17 protein-coding genes are annotated in these 16,166 nt (G+C 35.5%); 5 read left to right on the plus strand and 12 right to left on the minus strand.

From position 1 onward, the window contains the following. Positions 1-272: 272 nt before the first annotated feature. From tig to PYW37_RS10025, 7 genes are all read right to left on the minus strand, one after another. Positions 273-1,556 (minus strand): trigger factor, encoded by a 1,284-nt coding sequence (gene tig, locus PYW37_RS09995; RefSeq protein WP_003131738.1) that lies wholly within the window; start codon positions 1,554-1,556, stop codon positions 273-275. A 156-nt stretch (positions 1,557-1,712) separates the two neighbouring features. Continuing rightward, positions 1,713-1,904, minus strand: coding sequence for a DNA-directed RNA polymerase subunit beta (locus PYW37_RS10000; RefSeq protein WP_003131739.1), 192 nt, complete (start codon positions 1,902-1,904; stop codon positions 1,713-1,715). After that, the gene (gene murA, locus PYW37_RS10005; RefSeq protein WP_025016910.1) at positions 1,904-3,190 is read right to left on the minus strand and encodes a UDP-N-acetylglucosamine 1-carboxyvinyltransferase; all 1,287 of its coding nucleotides are present in this window, start codon (positions 3,188-3,190) and stop codon (positions 1,904-1,906) included. The genes PYW37_RS10000 and murA overlap by 1 nt, the downstream gene beginning before the upstream one ends. A gap of 93 nt (positions 3,191-3,283) precedes the next feature. Next, entirely contained in the window at positions 3,284-4,063 is a 780-nt protein-coding gene (locus PYW37_RS10010; RefSeq protein WP_032943467.1) for an inositol monophosphatase family protein, read from the minus strand. After that, entirely contained in the window at positions 4,029-4,310 is a 282-nt protein-coding gene (locus tag PYW37_RS10015) for a UPF0223 family protein (protein WP_003131743.1), read from the minus strand. Before PYW37_RS10015 ends, PYW37_RS10010 begins: the two co-directional genes overlap by 35 nt. Before the next feature lie 91 nt (positions 4,311-4,401). Beyond that, entirely contained in the window at positions 4,402-4,788 is a 387-nt protein-coding gene (gene spx / locus PYW37_RS10020; RefSeq protein WP_010905435.1) for a transcriptional regulator Spx, read from the minus strand. A gap of 159 nt (positions 4,789-4,947) precedes the next feature. Next, a complete protein-coding gene (locus PYW37_RS10025) occupies positions 4,948-5,472 on the minus strand; it encodes an SLOG family protein (RefSeq protein WP_023188934.1) in 525 nt (174 codons plus the stop codon). An 80-nt stretch (positions 5,473-5,552) separates the two neighbouring features. Between PYW37_RS10025 and recU the strand changes: the two genes are divergently transcribed. From recU to PYW37_RS10040, 3 genes are all read left to right on the plus strand, one after another. Further along, positions 5,553-6,194: a Holliday junction resolvase RecU gene (gene recU, locus PYW37_RS10030; protein ID WP_003131746.1), complete on the plus strand. Its 642-nt coding sequence runs from the start codon at positions 5,553-5,555 to the stop codon at positions 6,192-6,194. Between the two features lie 67 nt (positions 6,195-6,261). Beyond that, on the plus strand, positions 6,262-8,256 hold the full coding sequence (locus PYW37_RS10035) for a transglycosylase domain-containing protein (protein WP_025016908.1): 1,995 nt from the start codon (positions 6,262-6,264) through the stop codon (positions 8,254-8,256). Beyond that, the gene (locus PYW37_RS10040) at positions 8,257-8,889 is read left to right on the plus strand and encodes an MBL fold metallo-hydrolase (RefSeq protein WP_003131748.1); all 633 of its coding nucleotides are present in this window, start codon (positions 8,257-8,259) and stop codon (positions 8,887-8,889) included. It abuts the gene before it with no gap. 38 nt (positions 8,890-8,927) lie between these two features. Here the strand turns inward: PYW37_RS10040 and PYW37_RS10045 are convergent, their stop codons facing one another. After that, positions 8,928-10,013, minus strand: a complete 1,086-nt coding sequence (locus PYW37_RS10045; protein WP_023188936.1) for a LysM peptidoglycan-binding domain-containing protein — start codon at positions 10,011-10,013, stop codon at positions 8,928-8,930. Between the two features lie 217 nt (positions 10,014-10,230). On the opposite strand from PYW37_RS10045, the gene cysK reads away from it, so the two are divergent. After that, positions 10,231-11,163 carry a cysteine synthase A gene (gene cysK, locus PYW37_RS10050; RefSeq protein ID WP_003131750.1) on the plus strand — a complete coding sequence of 311 codons (933 nt, stop codon included), beginning with the start codon at positions 10,231-10,233 and terminating at the stop codon, positions 11,161-11,163. 209 nt (positions 11,164-11,372) lie between these two features. Next, positions 11,373-13,022, plus strand: a complete 1,650-nt coding sequence (locus PYW37_RS10055; protein ID WP_017864162.1) for a peptide ABC transporter substrate-binding protein — start codon at positions 11,373-11,375, stop codon at positions 13,020-13,022. 57 nt (positions 13,023-13,079) lie between these two features. On the opposite strand, the gene PYW37_RS10060 is transcribed toward PYW37_RS10055, so the two are convergent. From PYW37_RS10060 to PYW37_RS10075, 4 genes are all read right to left on the minus strand, one after another. Then, positions 13,080-13,958 (minus strand): C40 family peptidase, encoded by an 879-nt coding sequence (locus PYW37_RS10060; protein WP_012897271.1) that lies wholly within the window; start codon positions 13,956-13,958, stop codon positions 13,080-13,082. Between the two features lie 106 nt (positions 13,959-14,064). Continuing rightward, positions 14,065-15,210: a cysteine desulfurase family protein gene (locus PYW37_RS10065; RefSeq protein ID WP_023188938.1), complete on the minus strand. Its 1,146-nt coding sequence runs from the start codon at positions 15,208-15,210 to the stop codon at positions 14,065-14,067. Between the two features lie 113 nt (positions 15,211-15,323). After that, positions 15,324-15,701 (minus strand): hypothetical protein, encoded by a 378-nt coding sequence (locus tag PYW37_RS10070; protein WP_012897270.1) that lies wholly within the window; start codon positions 15,699-15,701, stop codon positions 15,324-15,326. Next, positions 15,698-16,156 carry a LytTR family DNA-binding domain-containing protein gene (locus tag PYW37_RS10075; protein ID WP_003131756.1) on the minus strand — a complete coding sequence of 153 codons (459 nt, stop codon included), beginning with the start codon at positions 16,154-16,156 and terminating at the stop codon, positions 15,698-15,700. Before PYW37_RS10075 ends, PYW37_RS10070 begins: the two co-directional genes overlap by 4 nt. Positions 16,157-16,166 lie beyond the last annotated feature (10 nt).

Here is a 16,166-nt window from a genome sequence, read left to right on the forward strand (position 1 = left end):
CTTGCGACAACTATTATATTCTATCAAACCTAACTAAACTTGTCAAGAATTAACTGTGACTTTTACGACTTTTTTTATCTTACATCCGGAAAACCCCACGGTTGTCATGTTCTCTGATGTACAGTTTTTATAACTTATATTCATAATTTGATCGATTTTTCACTTATTATGATAAATCCATGAACTAAATCTCACTCAAAATTTGAATTAATGATAAAAAAATAAGTACCAGTAGTTACTGACACTTATTTTTTTATCATTATTATATGAAATTATTTTACTTTTGCAGTTGTAGCAATAACTTCTACTGCTTTTTTCATTGCAATATCGTGTTTAAGCATATCAACTGGAAGAAGTTTTTCAACTTGTTCAACAGGCATGTTGTATTGACCAGCAAGATCTTCAATTTCTGCTTTTACTTCTTCATCTGAAGTTGTAAAGTTTTCAGCAGCAGCGATTGCTTCGATTACCAAGTTTGTACGCACGCGTTTATCAGCGTCTGCTTCATATTGTTTATGAAGATCATCTTCAGAAGTTCCAGTAATTTGGAAGTACATTTCTGGAGAGATTCCTTGTTGTTGCATTCCACCAAGAAATTCGTTCATAGCGCGATGAACTTCTTCGTGAATCATTTCTTCTGGAATTTCTTTGATTTCAGCATTTGCAACAGCAGCTTCGATTGCAGCAGTTTCTACAGCATCATTATAAGCTTCTGCTTTTGATTCTTCAAGTTCTTTACGGAATTTAGCTTTAAGCTCATCCAAAGTTTCAACTTCTTCGTCAATATCTTTAGCAAGTTCATCATCAAGTTCTGGTAATTCTTTTGCTTTTACTTCATTAACAGTTGTAACAAAGAGTGCTTCTTTACCAGCAAGGTCTTCAGCTTGATAGTTTTCTGGGAATGTAACTTTAACTTCTACAGTTTCACCAGCTTTAGTTCCAACAAGTTGTTCTTCAAATCCTGGAATAAATTGACCTGAGCCAAGTTCAAGACTGTGGTTAGAACCTTTCCCACCTTCAAATTCAACACCATCAACTGAACCAACGAAGTCAATAACAACAGTATCACCATTTTCAGCAGCAGTTTCTTTTACTACAAGTTCAGCTAAATTGTTTTGAGAGTTAGTCAAGCGTGTTTCAACTTCTTCGTCAGAAACTTCTTTTGTTGCTTCTACTTCAACTGTAAGGTCTTTGTAGTCACCAAGTGAAACTGTTGGTTTTACAACAACTTCTGCAGTCAATTCCCAGTCAGAACCTTTTTCCATTTTTGCAACATCAATTTTTGGTTGTGCAACTGGTTCGATACCAGCTTCTTTTACAGCTGCATCATAAGCAGTTGGAAGAACAGCGTTTAAAGCTTCTTCAAAAAGTGCTTCTTCACCGTACATTTTATTAAACATTTGACGGCTGATTTTACCTTTACGGAAACCAGGAACGCTAATGTTAGCTTTTACTTTATTAAAGGCTTTGTCAAGCCCAGTTTTAATTGTTTCTTGGTCAATTGAAAATGAGAGTGTACCTTTAGTATCACTAGTTTTTTCAAAACTTACAGTCATTTTTTTCTCCTTATTTTGAGCCTGAGCTCAGAAATTCATACCTTTCAAGAATAGCATAAAATCGGCTATATTTCAAGAAAGACTAGCTTTTTTGACTTATAAATCGTATTTTTTTAACAAAACAAAAGGCCTGATTCTTCCGAATCAAGTCTTTTATTATTTTGCAGGGCTAAGTTTATCCATAACTTCTTTCCATAAATTATGGTTGAAAACGTTGGAGGGATTTCCTCCACCTAGAAAACCATAACCAACCATAAGTCCTAAAACGGCGGCAAGAACTAGTAGAACTATAACAAAAATAATAATAGAGAGTCTTAGTCCTAAAAATTTTATGGTTTTCTTAAACATTAGCCTTCTCCTTCTCCGTCTTCGTCTTCTACACGAATAATATCAGCTCCCAGAGCTTTTAATTTTTCATGGAATTTATAGTAGCCTCGGTCTAAATGACTTAATCTTCTAACAGTTGTTTGCCCTTTGGCAACCAATCCCAAAAGAATCAATGCGGCACTTGCACGTAAATCTGTTGATTTTACCGCAGCACCTTGTAAATTTGAATTTCCTTGAATAAGCGCTGTATTTCTAGTAATGTCAACTTCCAATCCCATACGACGCATTTCTTCCAAATGTTGGAAACGATTTTCAAATACTGTCTCTACCATCACTGATTCTCCCACGGCAACGGCCTGAGCAGCTGTCATTTGTGATTGCATATCTGTAGGAAATCCTGGGTGTGGTAAAGTCTTAACGCTTGTTGCTTTTAGTTTTTCAGGCCCAACAACTCGAAGTCCAGATTCTTCTTGGGTAAAATTAACACCCATTTCGCTAAGTTTTGAAATCAATGGACGGTTATGTTCAGCAATCGCATCTTTGATTAAAACATCACCTTGTGTCATTGCGGCCGCAACCATGAAAGTTCCTGCTTCAATTCGGTCTTGAACAACTGAATGGTTTGCCCCACGCATTTTTTCAACACCTTTAATAATTATTGTATCTGTTCCGGCTCCCTTAACATTTGCTCCCATTTTATTTAGGAGGTTTGCTAAGTCAACAATTTCTGGTTCACGTGCTGCATTTTCAAGTGTTGTTGTCCCGTCAGCTAGTGTCGCAGCAAGAATAAGATTTTGAGTAGCTCCTACTGATGGAAAATCAAGATAAATATGAGCTCCTTTTAATTTATCAGCCTTAGCTTCAATATAACCAGCGTTTTGAGTAATCGTTGCTCCCATTTGTTCAAAACCGCGTAAATGTAAATCAATTGGTCGAGACCCAATGGAACATCCACCTGGCATTGATACGCGTGCTTGTCCGTTGCGGGCTAAGATTGGTCCCATAACAACGATTGAGGCACGCATTTTGCTGACATACTCATATGGTGCAGTTGTTTTTATTTCTGAATTTGATTTAGCAATAATTTTCTTTGCTTCTTGGTCAAAGCTAATCGCAGTCCCAAGATGATTTACCAAATTATTCATCATAAAAACGTCACTTAAAATAGGGACATTAGTAAGTACAACTTCACCCTCACTAGCGAGTAATGTCGCTGCAAGAAGAGGAAGAACAGCGTTCTTTGCTCCTTCAATTTCAACTTCACCTTGAAGTTTTGTTTGCCCACCTTTTACAATTATTTTATCCATCATTTAAATCCTATTTTTCCTCTAAATTTTATTTTATATTTTTAGATTATAACACAAAAGCACCTTCCATTTTTCTGAAATATTTCACTCTGTTTATTTTTTGATGTATTTTTGTATTTGCAAAATTAAGTATGAGGGAGCAGTGAATACTCGCTCTCTACAGTTAAAATGGGGACTTTCACCCGATATGGTCAATGTAACATAGCCAATTCTTTCAGCAATAATACTTCCAGCTGCATAATCCCACGGTTGAAGATTACTGAAATAGCTAATTATCTTTCCTTCCAGAAGCTGACCATAGCTGATACCTGCACTACCAATGATACGAACTCCTAAAGTTTGATGGCTTAAATCTAACAAGCCTCCACTATTGGATCTATACATATAACTATTCACTCCAAGCAAACTTTGAGCCAAAGGTCTTTCTTTGAGTTCCAATTCTTTTTGATTACAAAAGGCTTTGTGGCTATCACACCAATAAAGTTTATCCTTCATTACATCTAGTATCAGACCAAATTTACCAACACCATACTCATAATAAGCAAGCATCACGGCAAAATTATCTTTTTGAACAATAAAATTTGTTGTTCCATCAATGGGGTCTAAGACCCATAGATGCGGAATTTCTGAATCGAACTTTATTTTTTCTTCGTCTTCTTCGGCTAAAATTTTATCTTCCGGGAAATGATGGAGAATATTGGCTACTATTTGCTCTTGGACTTCTTTGTCAAAATTTGTCACTAAGTCATCATAGCGAGTCTTTTCAGTAATTTCCAACGGAGCAGCTATATTTTCTTTTAAGAAATTTCCAGCATCTCTTACCCAATCTTTAGCTAATTCAAGCCTTGTCAGCACTGACAAATCGTTTTCCACTAGCTTTTACCTCCTTGACTGCATGATAAAGTGAGTAACCACTGCTTAGTTCAAAATCACGTCCAAGCTGTTTTTCTTGCATTTTTGAGGGAACAATCTTTTTGAAAGCATTATAGGATTCTAAAAAAACTTCTTTTTCAACTTTGCTTTCATAAAATTTTTCAACTTGATTGAAAAAAGAGAGCACTTCTGTCATTTCAGTAGTACTCCAACTTAAATCAAGAGGATAATTATAATTTTCTTTCATGTTTCTCCTGCCCGTTCAGGCTAAAAAATCTATAAAATTCAGCAAAAATTTACTGACAGAATTGTTGTCAGTAAATTTTGCTGCCTAAATCTTAATCTATTGTACTTAACATTTCTGCTCGACGATATTCACGTGGCAAAAATGCACGAATTTCATCCTCGTTAAAGCCAATTTGTAGGTGTTTTGAGTCAGTAATAATTGGACGTCTTAATAGATTTGGAAATTCTGTTACCAAGTCTAATAATTCATTAATAGTCAAATTATCAACATCCACAGCCAATTTTTGAAAAACTTTTGACCGTGTCGAAATAATATCTTCTGTTCCATTTTCCGTTTTCGTCAAGATATGACGCAAATCGTTTGTTGTCATCGGTTGTGTCAAAATGTTGTGCTCTACAAAGGGAACCTTATGGCTTTGCAACCAAGCGCGCGCTTTACGGCAACTGGTACATGATGGCGACAAATATAAATCAATCACAGTCCTATTTCCCATCCTTTTAAAATTATCAGTAAGTTTATTTTTCTCCTCATTGGATAAAAACTAATTTACATCTGCTAAGTATTATATCAAAATTAACATCGCAAAAAAAGTGACGTTATGGTTTTTAGTAATTATTTTCTTCTAAAAATTACGAAATCACTCATTCATTTCTTCAAAAGTTTCTTGTAAATCTTCAAAATCAAGCAAATAAACTTCATAATTAGTGTTTTGTTTCATTTTTTCAACCATATATTTTAATTTTGTCTCATTTTCTTCATCGTAAAAAACAAAAGCTCCCTCGGTATTTTCCAGTATAAAATCATTGTACTGGCGGAATTGGCTTGGGCTTTCATAAGTTTCAAAAGCATATTTCACAAAATCTACTTGCTTGAAAACTGCCAACTTAACTTGATTACTTTCGTTCCAATTTTGGCCATATGTTTCAAAAGAAAAAATTGTCCCAATTTGAAAGTCATAATCTGTCTGAAGTTCCTTTGCTACTTCCAACGCCCAGTATTCAAAACCCAAATTACCTGTAAAAATAATCCAACGAAGGCCTTCCTCCAAAAAATTAATTAATTTTCTTCTAATTGTTTTTTTTATTATTGATACTTTTATGTCTTTTTCATTGAAAATACCTAGGTCAAAACTTGTATAACCCATGATTAGTAGTGAATTCATAAATATTTTCCCCTTGTAAAATTTATGTTATAATAGACATTATATAACTAACTGAGAATTTTATAAAGGTAGAAGACAGAATGGTTAATTATCCTAATGGAAGGTCGCGAGCTTACAGCACTGTTCCTAAGAAAAAAAAATCACTGACAGAGCTGTCAGTAACTAAAAAAAGCACTTCAAAAACCAAAGGGATGGTTGCCTTCGGGAAGCGGGGAATGAATTTTGAAGCTGAAATTAATGCAACAAATGAGTATTATCTTTCTCGTGGACTTGCAGTTATCCACAAAAAGCCAACACCAATTCAAATCGTTAAAGTAGATTATCCACAAAGGAGTCGTGCAAAAATTACAGAAGCTTACTTCAGGCAAGCATCTACTACTGACTACTCTGGAGTCTATAAAGGTCACTACATCGACTTTGAAGCAAAGGAAACACAGCAAAAAACTGTTTTCCCTCTAAAAAATTTCCATGAGCATCAAATTGTTCACATGAGTAATGTTCTCGCTCAAGGGGGAATTGCTTTTGTCCTCTTGCACTTTGCAAGGCTAAATGAAACATATCTTCTTCCATCTTCGTGTTTGATTACTTTTTATTACGAAAAAGGCGGTTTAAAGTCAATTCCGCTTTCTCATATTCGCGAAAATGGCTATAAAATTGAAACGAACCACATTCCTAGAATTCCTTATCTAGAAATTGTGAATAAACTTTGTGAGGTACAGTAAAATTTCTACGAATTCTAAGAAAAATAAACAAAAAAAACGTACGAAACGCGGTTCCGCCAAATCTAAAATGTGGACGGCAGTAAAATTATTTTTAATTGCTTTCTTTTCTTTAATTATCCTAGCCTTAGCCGCTGGGGGCGCCGTTTTCGTTTATTATGCTAAGGATGCACCTGCACTCACTTTGGACAAACTTGAATCTAAACCTTCTACTAAAGTTTATGACTCTAGCGAAAAAGTGGTGGCAACTTTAGGAGCTGAACAAAGAAATCTGGTTAAAACTGATAATATTCCAGTAATGTTGGTTAATGCGGTTACTTCTATTGAAGACCATCGTTTCTTCAATACTCGTGGAATTGACCCCATTCGGATTGCTGGGGCTTTTGTTAATAATTTAAAAGGTGGTTCTTTAAACGGTGGTTCTACACTTGATATGCAGCTCATTAAGCTTTCATTCTTCTCAACCGATGAATCAGATCAAACTTTGAGTGTTAAAATTCAAGAAGCTTGGATGGCCTTAAAATTAGACCAAAAATGGACTAAGGAGCAAATTTTTACAGCTTATGTTAATAAGGTTAATATGGCAAATGGTTATTATGGAATGGGAACCGCTTCCCAAGCCTATTATGGTAAAGATTTAACTCAGCTTTCAATCGCTCAACTTGCCCTACTTGCAGGAATGCCTCAAGCTCCTAATACTTACAATCCATATACTAATCCTACTTCTGCTAAATGGCGCCGAGATATGGTTATCCGTGCAATGCGTCGCTATGATAAAATTACAGCGGAAGAAGAAAAGAAAGCACTGGCTACCCCAATTGATGATGGACTTCAACCTTTAAAACAAAGTGTAACTATTCCAAGTTATGCTGAGAATTTCCTCAAACAGGCAATTGCTCAAGCTAAAACTTTGGCTGGAGATGATATTTTGACTGAGGGAGCTAAAATTTATACTACTCTTGATACAACAGCCCAACAAAATCTATATAATATTGTTAACACTGGCAACTATATCACTTATCCAGATGATACAATGCAAGTTGCTTCAACTGTTACTGATGTCAAAACAGGTGCTGTAATTGCACAAATTGGTGGTCGTAATCAACCAAGCAATGTTACTTTTGGCTTTAACCAAGCCGTGCAAACAGACCGAGATTGGGGTTCGACCATGAAGCCAATTGTCGACTACGGTCCAGCTTTTGAAAATAATATTTATACTTCAACTAATAATTATGTTTCCGATTACCCAACTACTTATCCAAATGGAACGCCTTTAAAAAACTGGGATAATACTTATTTTGGTTCAATGACTGTCAAAAGTGCCTTAGCACTTTCACGTAACATCCCAGCTGTTAAAACTTTAATCAATGTTGGACTAGATAATTCTAGCAAATTTGTTAATGGTCTAGGAATTACTTTAGATCCTCTGGAATACTCTAATGCCATCTCTAGTAACTCTAAAAATGGTGGAGCAAGTTCTGAAAAAATGGCTGCTGCTTATGCTGCCTTCTCAAATGGTGGGATTTACACTAAACCTTATTATGTTTCCAAAGTTGTCTTCCCCGATGGTCGTACAGTTGAATACAAACCGGTCCGCTCACGAGCAATGCAAGCCTCAACCGCTTATATCATGACCAATATTCTTCAAAGTGTTTTAACATTGCCACTTTCTGAATCTGTTGGTTCTTACGCTGCTGTTCCCGGCTTAGCAGCCGCTGGTAAAACTGGTACATCTAACTATACAGATAGTGAAATGGATCAAATCACTGAGAAATACGGTTCCCTTCCAGGTATGGTTTCTCCAGACGAAAACTTTGTTGGTTATACTCCTCAGTATTCAATGGCTGTTTGGACCGGTTATTCAAATCGAATGACGCCAATTTATGGTACAAGTACTCAGATTGCAACCAAAGTTTTCTCAGCTATGATGACTCAACTTACTCCTGATCCTTCATCTGTTGCGACATGGACAATGCCTGAGGGTGTTAGTCAAGAAGGAACTGCTCTTGTTAAAACAGATAGTTCTGGTCAAACAATAAGTCAATCCTCCGCTAATGGTAGTTAAATGAAAATTGAAAAAATTGTTAATAAAATTGCTCAGGAGAATACATATCTCCTGAGCAATTCTACTTCACATCTCATTATTGATCCTGGAAGTGATTCGTCAGCACTTCTTGAACGTCTTAAAATTACTGACAAAACAATCTCCGCTATTTTACTGACACACGCTCATTTCGACCACATTATAGGGCTGAATGAACTAAGGAAACATTTTCCTGATGTTCCTATTTATCTTCATTCAGCTGAAAAAGAATGGATGAAAAATCCTAAATTAAATGCATCATTCTTTTTCCTAGGAACTGCTGTGACTGGCCCTGAAGCTGATTATTTTTATGAAATTAATCAGTTTTACGATATTGATGCTTTCAAGTTTCAAGTGCTCGAAACGCCGGGACATTCTATTGGTGGAGTAAGTCTGCTTTTTAAATTGGAAAATGAGTCTTTTGTATTTAGTGGAGACGCACTTTTTAAGAATGCTATAGGACGCTGGGATTTACCTACTGGAAATCAAGCGCAACTTTTAAAATCAATTCGTGAGCAGCTCTTCACACTTGATGAAAATACTCAAGTCTTTCCTGGTCATGGTCCCAAAACAAGTATTGGTACTGAAAAACAAAATAATCCTTTTTTCCAATAAAAAGAAGTTACTGATTCTATTGTCAGTAACTTTTTTATTTAGATTCTAATTGTTTGTCCTGGATGAATCATGTCATTAATTCCAAATCCATTGAGGGCTGCTAATTGGTCAGCTGTCATAGCATTTGCTGTGGCAATTGAATAAATGCTGTCACCATTTTGAATTGTATAACTGTTTGAAGTCGTTGTGTTTGAAGTTGTTGCACTAGTACTTACAGTTACTTGCAATACTTGTCCTACTTGAAGCATTGAATTAACATCATAAATTCCATTGGCTGACATCAGTGATGAAACAGTCATTCCATATTGTTCCGCAATCGAATATAAACTATCTCCTGATTTGACGGTATAAGTAGAACTTGACGATACATTGGAAGTTGTATTGGTACTTGTTGTAGTTGTGCTAGTACCAGCAACTTGCAAAACTTCTCCTACATGAATATCGTTTGCATTTTCTAAACTATTTGCTGACACAAGTGCATCAACAGTTGTACCATATTGAGCAGCGATTGCTGATAATGAATCTCCCTCTTGTACTTTGTATGTGCCAGCTGAATTTGTTGAGGCTGATGAACTAGTTGTAACAGCAGTTCCTCCTGATATTTCTCCTCCTTGGTCATAAACACTTAAACCAAGTTCAGAAATCATGCTATTCAATTTAGAAGCATAAGTTGGATCTGTGGCATAACGTCCTTCAAGCCAAGCTGTCGCATCTAGGTAAGAACTTGTATTTTCACGCCAAGCCCCAGAATAATATGATGAAGCACGTAACATTTTAGCTTGGGCAACACATGCGTCATAAACTGAGCTATAAGCTTGGAAGGGTTCAACAACATTTGTCATTGTTCCATTCAAATACTCTTGTGTTGGTAGATAAACAGGTATACCAGAAGTGTATTTAACTCCAAAAATATTATTATAATTGCTTGCTAAGGCACTTTGTCCACCACTTGATTCTAAAATCCCTTGGGCAATCATTACTGATGGATAAAGTCCGTAGTCATTTGCCACTGGTACCGCAGCGTTAATAATTTCTTGAACAGATGCAGCTTGTGCTTTAATCCCACCAAGACTTGCCAAAGCAACAATTGACGCACCAAGCGCTAATTTATGTTTCTGTTTCATCGAGTCTCCTCTTTAATATTAGATATTTTTTTGACTAAAATATGCCAATTGTATTTTTATTGTTACTTACTAGTATAAAAATTTTCTGGCGATTTGTAAAGTCTTTTCTTTATTATTTTTTAAATTTCACATCATAAATTTTTTTTAGAGCCATGATTATAATATTAGGAGGCAAATCTTTTTATTTGAGCTATAATAAAGTAAAAGGAGCGAAAAAATGACTAAAATTTATGATAACATTACTGAATTAATCGGACAAACTCCAATTGTTAAACTTCAACATGTTCCAGCAGAGAGTGCTGATGTCTATGTCAAACTTGAAGCTTTCAATCCTGGTGGTTCTGTGAAAGATCGGATTGCCCTTGCAATGATTCGGGCGGCTGAGGCCGATGGACGTTTAAAACCTGGTGGAACAATCGTTGAACCGACTTCTGGAAATACAGGAATTGGACTCGCCTTCGTTGGCTCTGCTTTGGGTTACAAAGTTGTCATTGTCATGCCAGAGTCATTCTCACTTGAACGTCGCAAATTGATTCAAGCTTACGGGGCTCAATTAGTTTTAACACCCGCTAGTGGTGGAATGAAAGCTGCAATTGCTAAGGCAAAAGAACTCTCAGAAACAGAAGGTTATTTTCTTGCCATGCAATTTGAAAATCCCGCAAATCCTGAAATTCATGAAAAAACAACAGGAGCTGAGATTATTGATGCTTTTGGGCCAACTGGACTTGATGCCTTTGTGGCAGGTGCAGGGACTGGTGGAACGATAACAGGAGTTTCGCATGCCCTCAAAAAAGCAAATCCAACTATCAAAACTTATGTTGTCGAAGCTGATGAATCTGCTATTCTCTCGGGTGAGGCTGCTGGCCCACATAAAATCCAAGGTATTTCTGCTGGTTTTATTCCTGGGAATCTTGACACTAAATCTTATGATGAAATCATTCGGGTCAAAGGAGATGATGCCATTTTAACGGCTCGTCATCTTGGAGGAAAAGAAGGATTTTTAGTTGGAATTTCTTCGGGCGCAGCCATTTATGCTGCCCTTGAAGTAGCTAAAAAATTAGGTAAGGGTAAAAAAGTGTTAGCGATTGCTCCTGATAATGGAGAACGCTACTTATCAACGGCTCTTTATGATTTTGAGTCTGAAAAATAAATAATTTTCACTGACAGAAAGTAAAAAAGTTACTGACAGAAATTTGAGAAGATAAATCAGCTAAAAAGGTTGACAAAATTTTCTGATTTTCCTGTCAGTATTTTTATCTAAAATCCAAACAACATATTTTTATATTTCACTATTTTAGGGTAAAGTTATTTTGGGAGCGCTTTGCTCTTGGAAAATTTTAATAAGGAAAAAACAATTTCATGAATAAATCAAAAATTTTTGCTTTCTCTGCAATTTCACTTTCTGCTGCCCTTTTACTGACAGCTTGTGGAAATTCTGTCAGTAAATCTGAAGATTCCGCTCAGGAAGCCAAATACAGCTTTGCAAGCAATATTTTAACCCTTGACACTAGCATGGCTGCTGACGTCAATTCCATTGATGTTCTTCTCAATGTTGATGCTGGACTTGTCCGTTGGAATCCCAAAGCGCAAGTTGTCAACGATTTGGCAAAATCAATTGACATTTCAAAAGATGGCAAAACTTATAATGTAACTTTGCGTGACGGTTTAAAGTGGTCAAACGGTGCTAAATTAAGAGCTGCTGATTTTGTTTATGGTTGGCAAAGAACCGTTGACCCAAAAACTGGTTCACAATACGCATATGCCTTAACACCTGTTGCTAATGCCAGCGAAATAATGACTGGCAAAAAACCAGTTGATACCCTTGGAATTAAAGCTGAATCTGATACGAAATTAGTCATCACTTTAGCAACACCTACTCCTTACTTCAATAAATTGCTGACACTTCCAGCTTATTATCCCGTCAATGAAGCTTTCGTTAAAAAAATGGGAAATAAATATGGAACAAGTTCAGACACCAGTCTTTATAATGGTGCTTTCAAATTTGTCAAAGGAAAAAATAATTGGACTGGTTCAAATGAAACTTTTTCAATTGTAAAAAATGATCAATTCTATGACGCCAAAAATGTTAAGCTTTCTGGAGCAACTTATCAAATTGTAAATAATCCTAACACCGCTGTTAATCTTTTCAAATCTGGAAAACTTGATGTCGCTAATTTGGCCACTCCGGAATTAGTTTCTGCAAATAAGAAAAATAAAGATTATAAAGCACTAACTTCACCAAGAATTGATGTTTTAGAATACAATCAATCTGGTAAAGTTCCCGAACTTTCAAACTTAAAAATTCGTCAAGCTTTAAACTTAGCAACAAATAGAAAAAACTTGTTAGAAATTGCGGCGCCAAGTTTTTCAATTACGAATACAGTGACTCCTAAAAAATTAGATCAAGCACCAAATGGAGAAGATTTCGCAACTTACGCTGCCCAACCTTATAAATATGATGCCACAAAAGCCGCTGAACTTTTTAAAGAAGGTCTAAAAGAATTAGGAAAAACATCAATTACTCTTGAACTTGAAGGAGCAAATGACAATTCCTTTGCCAAGGCAGCGGTTGACTATCTTAAAGGCAATCTCGAAAAAGATTTACCAGGTTTAACCATTAATGAGAAACTCGTTTCTTCAGCTCAACGTCAAAAAGATGCTCAAAATAATAATTTCCAAATTCTGCTGACAAGTTGGGGTGCAGATTACAATGAACCCTCTGATTTCTTGATGAATTTTGTATCAGGAAGTACAATGAATCATGGATTAGTCAAAAACCCTAACTTTGATAAAGCCTATCAAGCAGCGACTACAGCTCCTGACGTTCTGTCAGCTGATAAACGTTATGCTCATTATAAAGATGCTGAGAACGCACTATATGAGGCCGCTAATGTCAATCCCTTAGCCACTGAATCTGTTTCTTTATTATTAAATCCAAAACTTAAAGGAATTTCAACTTATAACTCAGCCATGATTTTTGATTTACGTCATGCTGAAATCGCTAAATAATAAAAAAAATTTACTGACAAATTTTTGTCAGTAATTTTTTTATTCTGTCAGTAAATTTTAAACTTCACGACGAACATGTCCTGGCTCAAAAAGTTGTCCCCAAGTCATTGTCCCTAAAACTTTCTTATTGATGACCTGATTTAAACGACTAATGCTCACTCCATCAGTACTTGTTGAGTCATGTAGAATAAATCCTCCGCCAAGATAGATAGCCGCATGTTGCTCATCCTCACTTGCATCGTCAGCTGTAATTAATAAATCACCACGCGCCTTATCTGACCAATCTTCAGCCTCGCCAGTTTGAGCTAGCAAGGAGGTTGAAGCCGCAAATTGATAAACCAAAGATTGACCGCCTAACCGGAACATTTGAGCAATAAAACTCGAACAATCAAATTCATTAGCAGCTACTGAATCATCGGTGCGCCCTCCACCATAAACATATGGACTTTTCCCAACCAGTTTCATTCCTGATGAAATTGTTTTTTCAATCACTGAATTATCAGATTTCAATTGGCTGGCCACCGCTTCATAAGCTTTAACCACATCATCTTTACCCGTCTTTTTTGTGAAATAGTAATAATAACCATTAATTTTTTGTAATCCATAAACCATTTTCCCCGTTTGTGGACTGAAATAAACCGTTCCACCATCCAAAGTCATCAAACCTGTCTTCATCACACCTGTTGTTGAATCAAAATAATAATTATTCCCATTAATTTTTTGAAGACCCGTTAATTTTTTTGACCCAGAGTAAGCATAAGTCTCATTTGATTTATTAACCAATTTAATCGTTGAGGCCTGAACATCTTTACTATGATATATTTTAAAGCCAACAAAGAAAATTAGAAATGCTAATAAAGCTAGAATAAGTACTTTCCCTTGTTTACTCATTTTTTTAGAGCCATTTTTTTTATAATCTCTTGTTCTTTTTTCCATATCTAGTTATACCACTCCAAGTTTAATGATAACTTAATAAGAACAATTTAAGATTTGGATAAGAAAAGTGATTTGAAATTATCTTCAAATCACTTTTATAAAATATTTAACCACTTACTTTTTCTAATTCTTGATAAATTTGTCGAAAAACAGTCAAAAATTGTTCAACTTCAGCCATATTATTTGTTGAATCAAGAGAAATCCTGACCGCACTTGTTGCTAATTTTGAAGGGACATTCATCGCAACTAAAGTTCCAGCCGCCGCATTTTTCTTTGAAGAACAAGCTGAGGTTGTCGAAATATAGATTTCATGTTGTTCAAAAGCGTGAACAACAACCTCACCTCTAACCCCACGAATCCCAAAGGTCAAAATGTTAGGAGCAAAATTCTCCACTTTACTAAAAACATGAACTTTTCGATGCTTTTCTAACTCTTCTAAAATCACCTGCTTCATTGCTCGTACTTTTTGACGTTTAAAGTCATCATCATCTAAAGCTAAACGAAGGGCTTTAGAAGTCGCAGCAATTCCAGCTAAATTTTCTGTAGTCGAACGCCAATTATGCTCTTGACCTCCCCCATGTAAAAGCGGAGTCAGTCTTTTCCCTTTTTTTGCAACAACAATTCCCACACCACGTGGCCCATGAAATTTATGAGCAGATAAAACCGCAAAATCTACCCGCTCTGTCAACCAAGCCTCTAATGGAATTTTACCAATGGCCTGTACTGCATCTACATGAAAAGAAATTGTTGGCTTATCAGCAAGTAGGTCAGAAATTTCACCAATCGGTTGAATGGTTCCGACCTCATTATTGACTGCCATGATTGAAACTAAAATCGTTTCATCTCTAATCAATTTTTCAAGCTCAGAAACAATAACAAAACCATCCCCATCAACAGGTGCAAAATCAACTTCAAAACCTTGCGTTTTTAACCATTCTGCTGTATTTTTTACAGCTGGATGCTCTACATTAGAAACAATGATGTGATTACCATAAGGACGCTTTTCAAAAGCGACACCTTTTAAAATCCAATTATCTCCTTCAGTCCCTCCACTTGTAAAAAATATTTCTTGTGAATCGACTCCCAACAGTTCAGCAATTTGTCGTCTAGAAGCCTCTAATAATCTCGTCGCTGTTGTCCCCAAACCATGTAGACTTGACGGATTTCCCATAATTTTTGTTGCAACATCTGTATAAGTTCGTAAAACCATTGGATTAACTGCTGTCGTAGCAGAATTATCAAAATATATCATTTTTTATCCTTAATATTTAAAAATCAATCTTATTTTAACACAAAAAATACCGAAAAGTTTGACTAAAATATAAGAATGATGATTAAATTACCATAAAAAACTTTTGGCATTCGCTATTTCTGTCTATTAAATCTTTTGACAATTTTCCGATTTCTGACGATTGAATAAAGATATACCAAAATAAAAATGAGCAACCAAGTAATAGTAAAACTCCAAATATGATGTTGCCACGAGCTATCAAAAAGCCAAGTATTAACTAATAAGTAACCCCAAGCCAGCAAATAACTTGCTAAAGCTTGACTAACAAATTCAAGCAAGGCAATTGTGACATATTCATCTATCAATTTAGACATGGCCCCCTGAACAAAACCATAAACAAGAATTAGAGTCATTGATTCAAAATCAATTTCTCCACCAAAATACAAAGTAAGCAAGACTCCACATACTATAGCAATGAAGGCACCTTTGAGTCCCGAAATTACATATTTCATTTTTTAGCTCCTTCTTCTAACTTCTTGTTGATATTTGCCAAGTATCTACGACTGACAGGCAACTTTTCATCTCCGAGATAAAGCAATACTCCGTAAACAAAGTCTGTTTCCAAGCGCCTTATTTGTTCAAAATTAACCAGAGTATTTCTTGATATTTTAATAAAATTCAAAGCCAATTTTTTCTCATAAAAATAGAGAGGAGATCTTACTCTTATCACTCCATCCGTCATATGGAAATCTAGATAATTTTTTTCTGATTTTAAATATAAAATTTCTCTGATATTAACAATTTCAAAACCTTTATTTGTTGCCAAATAGAGTTTTTCGTTATCTATAGAAGACAAATCTTCTAAATGATATTCTTTTACAATAGCCGAAAATTCTTCTTGCCTTCGAGCAACAATGACAATTTCCGCTTCTTCTATATTAGGGTCAATTTGTTTTTTTAATTTCACTTTTTCATTA

Origin of the sequence: Lactococcus lactis (genome assembly GCF_029023865.1) — a bacterium.
Classification (GTDB): domain Bacteria; phylum Bacillota; class Bacilli; order Lactobacillales; family Streptococcaceae; genus Lactococcus; species Lactococcus lactis.

Excerpts from the sequence above, each read along its gene's own strand:
- tig (WP_003131738.1), bottom strand. The coding sequence starts at position 1,556 with ATGACTGTAAGTTTTGAAAAAACTAGTGATACTAAAGGTACACTCTCA.
- PYW37_RS10040 (WP_003131748.1), top strand. The coding sequence starts at position 8,257 with ATGAAAATTGAAAAAATTGTTAATAAAATTGCTCAGGAGAATACATAT.
- PYW37_RS10025 (WP_023188934.1), bottom strand. The coding sequence starts at position 5,472 with ATGAATTCACTACTAATCATGGGTTATACAAGTTTTGACCTAGGTATT.
- PYW37_RS10065 (WP_023188938.1), bottom strand. The coding sequence starts at position 15,210 with ATGATATATTTTGATAATTCTGCTACGACAGCAGTTAATCCAATGGTT.
- PYW37_RS10045 (WP_023188936.1), bottom strand. The coding sequence starts at position 10,013 with ATGAAACAGAAACATAAATTAGCGCTTGGTGCGTCAATTGTTGCTTTG.
- PYW37_RS10070 (WP_012897270.1), bottom strand. The coding sequence starts at position 15,701 with ATGAAATATGTAATTTCGGGACTCAAAGGTGCCTTCATTGCTATAGTA.
- PYW37_RS10055 (WP_017864162.1), top strand. The coding sequence starts at position 11,373 with ATGAATAAATCAAAAATTTTTGCTTTCTCTGCAATTTCACTTTCTGCT.
- recU (WP_003131746.1), top strand. The coding sequence starts at position 5,553 with ATGGTTAATTATCCTAATGGAAGGTCGCGAGCTTACAGCACTGTTCCT.
- cysK (WP_003131750.1), top strand. The coding sequence starts at position 10,231 with ATGACTAAAATTTATGATAACATTACTGAATTAATCGGACAAACTCCA.
- PYW37_RS10060 (WP_012897271.1), bottom strand. The coding sequence starts at position 13,958 with ATGGAAAAAAGAACAAGAGATTATAAAAAAAATGGCTCTAAAAAAATG.
- PYW37_RS10035 (WP_025016908.1), top strand. The coding sequence starts at position 6,262 with ATGTGGACGGCAGTAAAATTATTTTTAATTGCTTTCTTTTCTTTAATT.
- murA (WP_025016910.1), bottom strand. The coding sequence starts at position 3,190 with ATGGATAAAATAATTGTAAAAGGTGGGCAAACAAAACTTCAAGGTGAA.
- PYW37_RS10015 (WP_003131743.1), bottom strand. The coding sequence starts at position 4,310 with ATGAAAGAAAATTATAATTATCCTCTTGATTTAAGTTGGAGTACTACT.
- PYW37_RS10000 (WP_003131739.1), bottom strand. The coding sequence starts at position 1,904 with ATGTTTAAGAAAACCATAAAATTTTTAGGACTAAGACTCTCTATTATT.